10 protein-coding genes and 1 riboswitch are annotated in these 12,966 nt (G+C 48.7%); all 10 genes read left to right on the forward strand.

The genetic code is table 11. The annotated features are described in order from the left end of the window. Positions 1 to 67: 67 nt before the first annotated feature. Positions 68 to 175, forward strand: a riboswitch (TPP riboswitch). Between the two features lie 353 nt (positions 176 to 528). The 10 genes from thiC (at position 529) to EKN16_RS31630 (ending at position 12,825) form a co-directional block, all read left to right on the forward strand. Then, positions 529 to 2,292: a phosphomethylpyrimidine synthase ThiC gene (gene thiC, locus EKN16_RS31585; RefSeq protein ID WP_125665570.1), complete on the forward strand. Its 1,764-nt coding sequence runs from the start codon at positions 529 to 531 to the stop codon at positions 2,290 to 2,292. Beyond that, positions 2,285 to 3,433, forward strand: coding sequence for a ThiF family adenylyltransferase (locus EKN16_RS31590; RefSeq protein ID WP_232016130.1), 1,149 nt, complete (start codon positions 2,285 to 2,287; stop codon positions 3,431 to 3,433). The genes thiC and EKN16_RS31590 overlap by 8 nt, the downstream gene beginning before the upstream one ends. Continuing rightward, the gene (gene thiE, locus EKN16_RS31595; RefSeq protein ID WP_125665572.1) at positions 3,420 to 4,277 is read left to right on the forward strand and encodes a thiamine phosphate synthase; all 858 of its coding nucleotides are present in this window, start codon (positions 3,420 to 3,422) and stop codon (positions 4,275 to 4,277) included. Before EKN16_RS31590 ends, thiE begins: the two co-directional genes overlap by 14 nt. A 5-nt stretch (positions 4,278 to 4,282) precedes the next feature. After that, a complete protein-coding gene (locus tag EKN16_RS31600; RefSeq protein WP_125665574.1) occupies positions 4,283 to 5,107 on the forward strand; it encodes a thiazole synthase in 825 nt (274 codons plus the stop codon). 2 nt (positions 5,108 to 5,109) lie between these two features. Then, positions 5,110 to 6,270, forward strand: coding sequence for a glycine oxidase ThiO (thiO, locus tag EKN16_RS31605; protein ID WP_125665576.1), 1,161 nt, complete (start codon positions 5,110 to 5,112; stop codon positions 6,268 to 6,270). A gap of 35 nt (positions 6,271 to 6,305) precedes the next feature. Further along, positions 6,306 to 7,139: a bifunctional hydroxymethylpyrimidine kinase/phosphomethylpyrimidine kinase gene (thiD, locus tag EKN16_RS31610; RefSeq protein WP_125666885.1), complete on the forward strand. Its 834-nt coding sequence runs from the start codon at positions 6,306 to 6,308 to the stop codon at positions 7,137 to 7,139. A 178-nt stretch (positions 7,140 to 7,317) separates the two neighbouring features. Next, positions 7,318 to 8,337, forward strand: a complete 1,020-nt coding sequence (locus tag EKN16_RS31615) for a FecCD family ABC transporter permease (RefSeq protein ID WP_125666887.1) — start codon at positions 7,318 to 7,320, stop codon at positions 8,335 to 8,337. A gap of 41 nt (positions 8,338 to 8,378) precedes the next feature. Next, complete coding sequence (locus EKN16_RS31620) at positions 8,379 to 9,362, forward strand: FecCD family ABC transporter permease (protein WP_375782053.1); 984 nt, start codon at positions 8,379 to 8,381, stop codon at positions 9,360 to 9,362. A 45-nt stretch (positions 9,363 to 9,407) separates the two neighbouring features. Further along, on the forward strand, positions 9,408 to 11,123 hold the full coding sequence (locus EKN16_RS31625) for an ABC transporter ATP-binding protein (protein ID WP_125665580.1): 1,716 nt from the start codon (positions 9,408 to 9,410) through the stop codon (positions 11,121 to 11,123). 190 nt (positions 11,124 to 11,313) lie between these two features. Beyond that, positions 11,314 to 12,825 (forward strand): stalk domain-containing protein, encoded by a 1,512-nt coding sequence (locus EKN16_RS31630; protein ID WP_164523078.1) that lies wholly within the window; start codon positions 11,314 to 11,316, stop codon positions 12,823 to 12,825. Positions 12,826 to 12,966: the final 141 nt, after the last annotated feature.

Genomic DNA, 12,966 nt, shown 5'->3' on the forward strand with positions numbered 1-12,966 from the left:
GTCCTGGCAAGACTCGACAATCTTAACCCGTTGACAAAAATTCTCCACAGCGGTATAGTCGAACCAGGAAATCCACTAGGGGCGCCCATTATGGGCTGAGATAAGGCATTATTGCCTTGGTCCCTTCGAACCTGATCTGGGTTATGCCAGCGTAGGAAAGTGGGATTGTACGTGCGACTTGGGGTTGTTCGTAATTGCCGCGGTATAACTAGGCAATACGACAAACCTGCGCCCTGTACATGGAAGCATTCTTATGCGCCATGTTAAGGGTGATAGACCCGCGACATCCACCGCTCCCTTCGCCGGAGCGGTTTTTTTGTGCTTCGGTGGTGGAATGAGACGGAAATGTTGCAATTGAGGCAATGGCAATTGGTATAGTTGCTGCTCGTGTCTATATAAGTATAGGCATCATCAGAACAGTCCATTGCCTTGCTCCCGTCTAAAGTTAGCCATGTTCACAACCCATAACTTCATCAGCGCCTCCTAGGGATTATCCAGCTACAACATCCTTTAGGAGGTTTTTTATTCATGTCTATTTTAACTACTCCGCTGCCAGGCAGCCGTAAGGTGTACGTAGAAGGAAGCCGTGCCGATGTGCGCGTACCGATGAGAGAGATTGCTTTGTCACCGACCACCAGCCGTAATGGCATTGAGCAAGAAAATGAGCCGATCCGAGTCTACGATGCTAGCGGCCCTTATACGGATCTTCAGTATGATGTTAATGTTAGGCGCGGTTTGCCGGCACTTCGGCAGGCATGGATTGAAGAACGTGGGGATGTTGAAGCATACGAGGGACGTGACATTAAGCCGCTCGATAATGGCTTTCATTCTGAAGATACGGCGGCCAAGCGTGGAGCTGAGCTTTTTCCTGCCTTGGAACGTCGACCGTTTCGTGCAAAAGGGGAGCAAAACGTGACCCAGCTTCATTATGCGCGCAAAGGGATTATTACGCCAGAGATGGAGTATATTGCGATTCGCGAAGGGATGGAACCCGAGTTCGTGCGTAACGAGGTAGCTGTAGGACGCGCCATTATCCCAGCCAACATCAACCATCCGGAGAGCGAGCCGATGATTATTGGACGACATTTTCATGTCAAAATCAATGCGAACATCGGCAACTCCGCCGTTGCCTCTTCCATTGAAGAGGAAGTCGAGAAGATGACTTGGGCGACCCGCTGGGGAGCAGATACGATTATGGATTTGTCGACAGGCAAAAACATTCATACAACGCGCGAGTGGATCGTACGTAATTCCCCTGTTCCAGTCGGCACTGTACCTATCTATCAAGCACTCGAGAAGGTTGATGGGAAGGCAGAGGATTTAACCTGGGAAGTATACCGAGATACGTTGATAGAGCAAGCCGAGCAGGGTGTCGACTATTTCACCATTCATGCCGGTGTGCTGCTGCGTTACATCCCACTAACGGCCAAACGCGTTACGGGTATTGTTTCCCGCGGCGGATCCATTATGGCAGCATGGTGTCTAGCGCATCACAAAGAAAACTTTCTTTATACGCATTTCGAGGATATTTGTAAGATTATGAAGCAATACGATGTTTCTTTCTCGCTCGGTGATGGCCTTCGTCCAGGCTCCATCGCAGATGCCAATGATGCGGCGCAGTTTGGGGAGCTTGAGACACTCGGTGAGCTTACGAAAATCGCTTGGAAGCATGACATTCAAGTTATGATCGAAGGGCCAGGTCATGTACCTATGCATCTAATCAAGGAAAATATGGATCGTCAGCTGGAAGTGTGCCAAGAGGCTCCATTCTATACGCTTGGGCCGCTCACAACGGATATCGCTCCAGGCTATGATCACATCACATCGGCGATTGGCGCAGCGATGATTGGATGGTTTGGAACAGCGATGCTCTGCTACGTAACGCCCAAGGAGCATCTCGGATTGCCGAACAAAGAGGATGTGAAAGAGGGCGTCATTACGTATAAAATCGCTGCCCATGCTGCTGACTTGGCTAAAGGTCATCCACGTGCACAGATTCGCGACAATGCGCTGTCCAAGGCTAGATTCGAGTTCCGCTGGCATGATCAATTCCACCTATCGCTTGATCCTGAGCGTGCGATGTCTTATCACGATGAGACACTGCCGGCCGATGCGGCCAAATCAGCTCACTTCTGCTCCATGTGCGGACCGAAATTTTGCAGTATGCGCATCACACAGGATATTCGTGATTATGCAGAGGAGCATGGCCTAGAAACGCAAGAGGCGATTGAAGCAGGTATGAAAGAGAAGGCAGATGCATTCAAGTCATCGGGCAGCTCGATCTATGCGTAACGGAAGTGAATTTGCCTTATTGGGGCAAGAGACCAGCCCTTCTGAAGCTATGAACTCCGGAGATGATCGCTGGGCTGAACGCTATTCGCGTCAAACGCGCTTTGCCCCGATTGGTCTAGAGGGGCAGAGCAGAATTGGGAATTCATGCGTACTTATCGTTGGCTGTGGAGCGCTTGGCGCCTCCCTTGCCCAACATATGGTGCGTGCGGGTGTTGGAGAAGTTCGGCTGGTGGACCGGGATTTCGTTGAGCCAAGCAATCTTCAACGTCAAATGCTGTTCGATGAAGCAGATGCGCTTGCCTCACTGCCTAAGGCAGTGGTGGCTGCTGCAAAATTACGACAAATCAACAGTACCATCCATATTGAGCCGTTCGTTATTGATATGACAGCAGAGTATGCAAGCAAGCTCGCAGATGGTGTTGATCTTATTCTAGATGGAACTGATAATGCCGCAACTAGGCTGGTACTCAACGATGTTAGCTATCGTTATGGTATTCCGTTTCTATATGGCGGTGTGGCTGGCGCGCAAGGGATGAGTGCGATGCTGGTACCGGGAGAAACGGCTTGTCTTCGCTGTTTGGTTGGTAACGAGGAGGAAGAAGCAGGGGAAACCTGCGATACACTTGGCGTTATCTCACCAATCGTTGAATGGATTGCAGCGATTCAAGCCGCGGAAGCACTCAAGTGGCTTAGCGGGAACAAAGATGCACTAAGGCGTACTTGGCTGACTGCCAATTTATGGCCTTATAGCGTGAAGGAATCCGCGCTTCCTGGGCCTTCTAAGCATTGTCAGCATTGTGGTCAATCAGCAGAGATGAAAGAATTTCAAGTCATTGAGACGGGTCTGGAAGTCTCCCGAACAGCGATATTATGCGGCCGGGACATGATTCAAGTTACACTCGCGCATACGCTCGACTTAGCAGTCATGCGGCAATTATTAACCTCAAGAGGCTGTGAGGTTACAGCCAATCCTTACTTGATTCGTGCTCAGCTTGCTGGTGGGGAGCGTCTTGTTCTCTTTTCCGATGGACGAATTCTAGTTCAAGGTACGCAAGATGTGGAGCATGCGCTGGCGCTTTGCAATCTTTATGTTGTGGAATCGTTTGAAGCAAAAGGAGAGCTGCTAATTGAGTCTTCATAGCTGGAAGGATTTTCGATTGTATGTCATTACGGGAGAGAACTATCATACAGGCAGAAGTCTAGTGGATGTTATGGAACAGACTCTCCTTGGGGGAGCTGATATGGTCCAGCTTCGAGCAAAGGACTTGTCCAAAAGAGAAGTGCTTGCCCAGGCATACACACTACGTAAGCTAACGGATCGTTATAACGTACCGCTTATTATAAATGATTATCTTGACGTGGCGCTTGCTGTCCAAGCCGATGGTGTCCATCTCGGTCAGGATGATTTACCGCTTAAGGAAGCAAGGCGGATTCTGGGTCCAGCCGCTATTATAGGTATTTCTACACACCATATCGACCAAGCGCTCGATGCGGAACGTGACGGAGCGGATTACATTGGAGTCGGGCCCGTCTATCCAACGGGGACGAAGGCGGGTAGAAAGGCAGTTACCACAGATTATGTGCGAGAGGTCGCGAAGCAAGTAAAGATTCCTTGGGTAGCGATCGGTGGCATTACACTGGGCAATGTCGGTGAAGTGATCGCAGCAGGAGCTTCCCGAGTCTGTGCCGTTTCGGCGATTGTAGGAAGTGAGCACGTGGCGGAGACTTGTCGTTCTTTTCGAACGGCTTTGACAGGCCAACAAGGAGCCGGGGGAAGCGGGGAGACGAGAACCATCCGAATAAATGGACGGAATGAACAGACAAACGCCCAGTCGGTTCATGCGTTAATGGAACAATTAGGGTTCGCAGGCAAAAGGATGGTCGTAGAACTTAACGGTGTGATTATCGCCCGTGAGGCGTGGCATACGGCTTTACTTGAGCAGGGCGCATCACTTGAGCTCGTTCATTTTGTCGGAGGGGGCTGATCAGAATGGAAACCTATCCTAATAATCAGAATGATGTGTTGGTTATCGGTGGGAAGCAGCTTACTTCGCGATTCTTTCTGGGAACGGGCAGATTCCCAAGTCCAGCTATCTTTCAGCTTGCTCTAGAAGCATCGGCTGCTGAAGTGGTTACTTTCGCTGTTCGCCGCGTGAATTTGGATTTTACGGAGGATGATTCAATCCTTCAGCATTTAACTGGAAGAGAGCTGAGCTATCTGCCCAATACTTCTGGTGCTAACAATGCTGATGAGGCAATTCGGATCGCAAGGCTGGCCAAAGCAGCAGGACTGGGCAACTGGATTAAGGTCGAGATCAGTGCGAATCCGCGAACGCTGCTTCCTGATCCAATTGAGACGCTGCGAGCGACTGAACGGCTCGTTAGTGAGGGATTTGTGGTGCTTCCCTACACCTCTGATGATCCTATTCTTTGCAAAAGACTAGAGGAAGCGGGTGCGGCGGCGGTTATGCCAGGAGGGGCACCAATTGGGTCAGGACTTGGATTATTAAATCCGTATAATATTGGACTTATTGTAGAAGATGCGAATGTGCCGATTATCGTGGATGCAGGAATCGGCTCGGCGGCAGATGTCGTGCAAGCGATGGAGCTGGGCGCGGACGGTATTCTGGTGAATACGCCAGTTGCGAAGGCAAAGGATTCTGTCACGATGGCATATGCGATCAGGCTGGCCATTACAGCTGGACGGTTGTCTTATCAGGCAGGACGGATTCCCAAACGGCAGTATGCCTCAGCGAGTAGTGAATTAGCGGGGATTTCCTTGATGACATCACACCTTTCGGAAGGAAGTGTCTGACGGTGCCTGAGAGAATTGTCGTGCTTGGCGGTGGAATTATTGGACTGTCATGCGCATTCGAGGCCGCACGGAATGGTTCGCTGGTGACTGTTGTGGAACCAAGTGCAATTGGCGGTCAGGCTTCAGGTGCAGCTGCTGGCATGCTGGCGCCTTATACGGAGAATCCTGAACAACCGGACGCTTTCTTTCAATTATGCATGGATAGCTTGAAGCGATATCCGGCTTGGGTGGAACAGATCGAAAGCCTATCTGGGATGAACGTAGAGCTTATGCCAACCGGAAGCATAACGGTGGCTATGCACGAGGCGGATCTGCTGCCGCTGCAAACGCGAATGGCATGGCAGCAGCGCTATGGCGCAGCAGCTGAACTTATCGGAGCGGAGCAGCTGCGCCATATGGAGCCGAAGCTGGCAGCAGCTATAGCGGGAGCAATCTATTGTCCCAGCGAGAGTCATGTCCACGCGCCGAAGCTTGTTGCAGCCCTCGAAGTGGCGTGCCTTAAGCTGGGCATCCAACTCATGTCCCATGCAGGAGAGATAAAGCTGCCAGCAATCACGAAGGATCCCCTTCGAATGGAAACGGCCATCGAAACGAGTGAATATGGAAGAATAGTCGGCGATAAGTTGATTATTTGTGCTGGGGCATGGGCTAGTAAATATGCGGAGTTATTCGGGTTTCCCATTCCCATTCATCCGATTCGCGGGCAAATTTGTTCCTTCGACATTGCGTCAGAAGCAGGAGCAGAAGCAGGAGCAGTAAAGCATATGGTGTTTTCCAGTCAGGCTTACTGGGTGGGAAAGCAGGATGGCACACTCATCTGTGGAGCATCCGAAGACGTTGCTGGTTACGACACAACCGTGACCGAGCGTGGAATAGAGAGCCTTATTCGGTGGGGACCACGCGTATTCCCATTCCTTGAAGGGAAGCGGCCGCTATCAAGCTGGGCAGGACTCCGACCAGCAACCCTGGATGGATGGCCATTAATCGGTACAATCCCTGGCAGAGAAGATATTATCATTGCCGCCGGACATTACCGGAATGGCATTCTGCTTAGTCCAGCAACGGCAGCGATGGTAGGCAGTTTACTTCGAGGAGATTCATTAAAGGGATCACCTTTCGCACCTGAAAGGTTCGCAAAGCGGGGGAGCGGGGTACAGCGATGAACATGTGCGGGGATGAAAGAAGCGCCAGTGCTGGAATGACGCCGCCTAGAGTACTCACAATTGCAGGCTCCGACTCTGGCGGTGGAGCGGGTATACAGGCTGATCTTAAAACCTTTCAAGAGTTTGGCGTATATGGCATGAGTGCGATTACAGCTGTAACTGCCCAGAATAGCCTTGGTATTCAGGCTATTTACACGCTGGATGAGAATGCCGTTCAAGCCCAGCTTGATTCCGTGCTGAGCGATATCGGGGCAGATGCTGTGAAGACGGGGATGCTGCTCTCTCCCGGTAACGTTTTGGCTGTGGCTTCAGCTATCCGACAATATGGCATACGTCATGTGGTTGTAGATCCGGTTCTGTACGCGAAAGACGGATCTGCTCTCCTGCGTCAAGAAGCCATCTTGACGCTTCGCAATGAGCTGCTTCCGATAGCTGAGGTTGTGACGCCTAATGTACCTGAGGCCTGTGAATTACTGGGCTGGGCTGAGGACGCGATCCGTTCGGTGGAGGATATGATTCAAGCAGCAAGAAGGCTGCTTGAATTCGGACCGCAGTATGTTTTCCTTAAAGGAGGCCATTTAGCATCTATTCACGGAAATGCAAAAGCAGAAGATTGTATAGATGTGCTGGTAAGTAGAGCTTCTAGCAAGAACGAGGCGTTACTTTTCCAAGCTCAGCGTATTTTATCCAAGCATACGCATGGTACCGGATGTACGACGGCCTCTGCCATTGCCGCGGGTTTAGCTCTCGGAATATCAGTGGAAGAAGCAGTTGAAGTGGCCAAACGATTTGTCACGAAGGCAATTGAGGCGTCTGTGCCCGTTGGCAGAGGAGTCGGTTCCCTGTGGCATGCCGCGAATCGAGAATGAAAGGATAAGGAGCAGGCTCCAAGGTGTATGCGATGAGAGAGACGAGGCGTCTCTCTTTTTTGTATTCGCAAATTAATCATTGATAATGATAACTATTATCAATTATAATGAAAAAGAATTTTTTGACTTTTGCTGTTCTACATATTTTTACATAAGAGATTGTTTTAGGAGGACTATGATGAGTGAGAAAGTGAAAAAACGAACGCGCCCGCTAACGGGAGCCTTCCTAATAATTGGAGGTATGATTGCGCTGGTATTCAGTCTGGCGTTATCCATTTCTGTTGGTGCTGCGGATATTAGTCTGTCTACGGTATGGGGATCCGTCCTTCACTTCAATCCGGATTTGCAGTCTCATCAGATCATTCGAGAGCTGAGAATGCCTCGAGCGCTTGCTAGTGCAATGGTAGGCGCATGCTTTGCTGTTGCAGGAGCCATCATGCAAGGCATGACACGTAACCCGCTCGCAGATTCGGGTTTACTCGGCATTAATGCCGGTTCAGGCGTAGTACTTGCGATATGCTTTGCTTTCTTCCCAGGGCTTCCTTACCTTCATTTGATTCTATACTCATTCTTAGGTGCGGGTTTAGGTGCAGGTTTAGTTTTTGGCATTGGCGCATTAGCCAAGAATGGTCTTACGCCTGTTCGTCTAGCCTTGGCGGGTGCTGCCGTAGGTACGCTGCTAGTTGCGATTAGCGAAGGAATTGCGATTTATGCGAATGTCGGACAAGATTTGGCATTCTGGTTCGCTGGAGGGGTTGCGGGAACAAAATGGCTTCAGCTCAAATTGATGCTGCCATTCATACTAGCGGCCTTAGCTGCTGCCATCGTGCTATCAAGGTCTGTTACTCTGCTCAGCCTAGGAGATGAAATCGCTGCCGGACTAGGGCAGCGGACTGCTCTTGTGAAAGTAGCCTGTACGATTGTCGTATTGATTCTTGCAGGAACATCAGTTTCGGCGGTTGGTCCAATTGGTTTCATTGGGCTCATTATTCCCCATCTTGTCCGCTATCTGGTAGGCGTAGATTATCGTTGGATCATTCCATGCTCAGCCATAGTTGGCGCTTTGTTTGTTGTATTCGCCGATATTGGAGCAAGGCTGATTAATGCCCCTGCCGAGACACCGATCGGTTTGTTGATCGCCCTCATTGGCGTTCCTTTTTTTCTCTATCTAGCGCGTAATGTAAGGAGAGAACTATAATGAACCTAGTAAAACCAGCAGCTAATGAACACCGGAGCTCCATGAAATCGCTTGCGATTATGGTCATACTAGGTCTATTAATCATAGTCGCCTTTATTATTAGTATGAACTCCGGCTATATTAAATTGTCTCCACTACAGGTGTTAAAAACTTTATTCGGCGGTGGTACAGCGAAGGAAAGCCTGATTTTATTTGACTTTCGCTTGCCGCGGATCGTAATTTCCGTGCTGGTCGGAGCGGGTCTTGCGGTCTCGGGCTGTATCTTGCAAGGGATCACGAGAAACGGGCTTGCCGATCCCAGTATTCTAGGCATCGTCTCGGGAGCGGGCCTGGTAGTCGTATTATTCATTTCCTACTTCCCGAGCACATCGCCCTCGTCTGTGTTTCTGCTTCCGTTCTTGGCCTTCGTAGGAGCATCGCTGACGGCAGCTCTAATCTATGCATTGGCCTTTAAGAAAGGTGAGGGCATATCGCCAATCCGATTGCTGCTGAATGGAATTGGCGTCTCTGCAGGCATTAGTGCGGCGATGCTTGTCCTTACATTAAGAATGTCACCGGAGAATTATAAATTCGTTGCGGTTTGGCTTGCAGGGTCGATATGGGGCACGAGCTGGAAGTTCGTCATTGCTCTGTTCCCATGGATCGTTATTTTGCTGCCATTCTCTTTCTATAAGGCTCGTGTTCTGAATGTCCTCAATTTGAATGAGCAGACAGCAGCCGGACTGGGTGCACCCATAGAGAAGGAAAGACTGTTCCTATTAGCGACAGCGGTCGGATTAGCAGGCTCTTGCGTAGCTGTTAGTGGAGGCATCGGCTTCGTCGGTTTGATTGGCCCCCATCTTGCACGTCGTCTTGTTGGTCCGAAGCACCAATTACTGCTTCCCACTTCGGCCCTCGCAGGTGGGCTGCTGCTCATTATTGCTGATACATTGGCTCGATCAATCGCGGATATTCCGACTGGTGTTGTAGTCGCCATCATCGGCGCGCCTTATTTCTTATATTTACTTGCTCGCTCCAAAGCTTAAAGCAGCTAGTTCTACAAATCATAGAATACTGAGGTGCCGCTAGATATGCTTCGTCGTTTCTTTTCTTATTATCGTCCATACAAGCATTTATTCCTTCTTGATTTCGCTTGCGCGGTTGTTGCCGGGCTTCTGGAGCTTGGGTTTCCGCTCGCCGTGAATCAAGTTGTAGATAAGCTGCTGCCCCAAGGCAATTGGTCTTTCATCATCCTCGCATGCTGCGGACTTCTCGCCATCTATGCCGTCAATACGCTGCTCAATTTTGTTGTGACCTACTGGGGTCATATGCTGGGTATTAATATCGAGACAGATATGCGCAGCAAAATGTTCAACCATCTGCAGAAGCTGTCGTTTCGATTCTTTGATAACAACAAGACAGGGCAGCTGATGTCCCGAATCTCGAACGATTTGTTAGAAATCGGCGAGGTTGCGCATCATGGTCCGGAGGATTTGTTCATCGCGGTCATGACCTTGATCGGAGCGTTAATTCTCATGCTATCCATTAACGTTAAGCTTGCATTGCTGACGTTCACGATTGTACCACTCCTGCTGTGGATGGCGGTATTCTTTAATCGCAAAATGGTGGGCGCCTTCCGTGGTATGATGTCAAGTCTAGCTGATATCAATGCGCGGGTAGAGGATAATATCGGGGGCATTCGTGTCGTACAAGCCTTCGCTAATGAAGAACATGAGAAGAAATTATTCGCGGTTAATAATGGTCGCTTCCGTATCATCAAGCTTCTGTCCTATAAAATCATGGCTTGGAATATATCGATCAGCTATATTCTGATGCGTCTTGTAACGGTATTCGTGCTCATATGTGGCACTTGGTTTGTCATTCAGAAGCAATTAACCTACGGCGAGTTTATTGCCTTCATTCTATTAACGAACGTTTTTCTAGTTCCGATTCAGAAGATTAACACCGTTATTGAGAGCTACCCCAAAGGAATAGCTGGTTTCAAACGCTATGTAGAAATCATCGATACAGAGCCTGATGTAGCTGATGCGCCAACTGCCATCGAAGCTGGCTCACTCAAGGGAGAGATTCGCTACCAAGGTGTAACCTTTCGTTATGAGAATGAAGCCAACATTTTAACAGATATCGACTTATCTATTCACGCCGGTGAAACGGTCGCCTTCGTCGGACCTTCGGGAGCGGGGAAAACAACGCTGTGCAGTCTGCTGCCGCGATTCTATGATATCGCCGAAGGCAGCATATCGATAGACGGAACGGATATTCGGGACTATCAGCTGGTCTCGCTGCGCAGACAGATTGGTATCGTGCAGCAGGACGTGTTCCTATTCTCTGGGACGATTCGAGAGAATATCAGCTATGGGAATCTTGGAGCGGGAGATGATGAGATTTGGGAAGCGGCTCGCCGCGCACGCCTTGAGACGTTTATTCAAGCTCAGCCCAATGGGCTGGAGACGATTATAGGTGAAAGAGGCGTTAAGCTATCAGGCGGGCAAAAGCAGCGCTTGGCTATTGCACGGATGTTCTTGAAGAATCCGCCAATTCTCATTCTTGATGAAGCGACCTCTGCGCTGGACACGGAGACGGAAGCGGCGATTCAACAGTCACTCGCTGAGTTGTCTGAGGGAAGAACGACGCTCGTCATTGCACACCGACTTGCTACGATTCGGAATGCTGACCGGATCGTAGTTGTAACCGAGCAAGGAATTATGGAGCAAGGTCCTCACGAGGAACTGCTTGCCTTGAACGGCGTTTATTCTCGCTTGCATCAAGCACAATTTCGGACATAGAGGATAGAGTTGACAAGCTGTTCGACTCGACGTCATAGCTCATCGCAACGGACGCGGAGGATGAATGAAATATATAAAAAATGGAAATGTGTGCAACTATGTTCTCTTTCTTTGCGTTTATAATGGCAATGACATCCATAAATGGATGCGAATTTTGCTAAATTACTTATTTCAAAAGGAGCGCAAAGCAATGAAAAGGTTAATTACTATTTTAAGTCTGCTCTCAGTGTTATTCAGTTTCCCACTATCAGCATCGGCAGCTACAACAGCTACATCAGTCATCACAAAGGCCAATATCCAAGCATTCGATTCATCCTCACTAATCAAAACGGATGGTTCCTATTGGGTATGGGGCGGCAATCTGTCCGTGCCGACGCAAGTAACTGGACTTACTGATGTAGCAGCTTCATTCGACTTTCAATTTGTGATGAAGCGAGATAATACGGTTTGGTATTGGGAAAGAAGCACTCCTTCATCTGCTTCCTTTAAAATCTCTCCGATAAAAGAACTAAACCATATCGTTTCCGTCGAATCTTTTGGCTATGATCAAGTAGTCGTTGTTAATGGAGATGGAAAAGTATACACCATTCCTCAAGTGGATAATAAACTGGATATTGCTCATATCACACTTATCTCTGGTATAGATGATGTGGCAAGTATAAGCAGCTATTTTGAAATACAGGATCAGAAGTGGGAAAAACGATGGGTCTTTCTGAAGAAAGACGGTACGGTCTGGGTGAATAGGAACGAGTTAACATCCTTTGAATCCATTCAATCTCTGGATCATGTTGTTGATATTCAACAAAACATGGCTTTGAAAGACGATGGAACGTTCTGGACCTGGCCTTCTGAGTTTACTGCAAAGGAATTGCCAGTCGGGAAGTTGACTGCTTCATCTAAGCAAGAGTTGGCTAATATTCAAATGTTTAGAACGAATGGCAATACGACGATTGCGATTGATAAACAATCCCGTCTTTGGTTCTGGGGGGTAACCATTACGGGTTACTCAGATGGGACAGAGTTTCATGTACAAAAGGGCTTCAAACAGCTAACAAGTATCAAAGATGTGAAGGATGCTTATATCGTTGAACGATCCTTGATCGTGCAGACCAATGATGGAAAGGTCCAGGAGGCCTCCATTGAGCGGGAAGCGATGCCTGATAATCCAACCTTTAATCTAATCACGAATGATATAAATCTAATTAAAGGCGGCGGACGTCATTTCATTATGCAGAAGAATGACGGCACGCTCTGGGGATGGGGTGTCAACAAAAATGCTCAGCTAGGCAACGGTGATTATGAATTTATGCATAATATTCCGGTACCTGTACAGCAGCCTGTCTCGATCCAATTGAATGGTGAGCTGATAGCTTTGACTAATGGAGTCATCACTCGTAATGGACAAGCATTTATTCCGCTTCGTTCGATCTTTGAGAAATTAGGCGCCACTGTAACTTGGAATGAGTCGAAGAAAGTCGTAACGATTAGCCGAACGGAGTCCGGTAAGCCATCGCTCACCATCATCATTAATCTTCAGTCCGGAGAAGTTACAATGGATAACAAAGCGGTTCAACTGCCGAATAAACCTTTTGGCGTCAATGGCACCTCGTATCTTCCGCTGCGTTTCATCAGTGAATCGCTCGGGGCCAAAGTTGACTGGAAACAAAAAGAACAAATCATCTCTATCAGCGATTCTCGTTAACCTTTCGGAAGTTCATGACACTGCTGTAATTATCTTTTTTTACAGCAGTGGTATGAAAAAGATCTCACAAGTAGGATTGTTCGGAAACTCTTCAGGGTTTCGGGATAATCCTTTTTTGTTGTTATTTTGAGTAAAATGATT

The sequence above is a fragment of the Paenibacillus baekrokdamisoli genome (assembly GCF_003945345.1).
GTDB lineage: Bacteria > Bacillota > Bacilli > Paenibacillales > Paenibacillaceae > Paenibacillus_Z > Paenibacillus_Z baekrokdamisoli.

Bases quoted from the DNA above. Each gene is read 5' to 3' on its own strand.
- EKN16_RS31625 (WP_125665580.1), top strand. From the start codon at position 9,408: ATGCTTCGTCGTTTCTTTTCTTATTATCGTCCATACAAGCATTTATTC.
- thiD (WP_125666885.1), top strand. From the start codon at position 6,306: ATGACGCCGCCTAGAGTACTCACAATTGCAGGCTCCGACTCTGGCGGT.
- EKN16_RS31620 (WP_375782053.1), top strand. From the start codon at position 8,379: ATGAAATCGCTTGCGATTATGGTCATACTAGGTCTATTAATCATAGTC.
- EKN16_RS31600 (WP_125665574.1), top strand. From the start codon at position 4,283: ATGGAAACCTATCCTAATAATCAGAATGATGTGTTGGTTATCGGTGGG.
- EKN16_RS31615 (WP_125666887.1), top strand. From the start codon at position 7,318: ATGAGTGAGAAAGTGAAAAAACGAACGCGCCCGCTAACGGGAGCCTTC.
- EKN16_RS31590 (WP_232016130.1), top strand. From the start codon at position 2,285: ATGCGTAACGGAAGTGAATTTGCCTTATTGGGGCAAGAGACCAGCCCT.
- thiC (WP_125665570.1), top strand. From the start codon at position 529: ATGTCTATTTTAACTACTCCGCTGCCAGGCAGCCGTAAGGTGTACGTA.
- EKN16_RS31630 (WP_164523078.1), top strand. From the start codon at position 11,314: ATGAAAAGGTTAATTACTATTTTAAGTCTGCTCTCAGTGTTATTCAGT.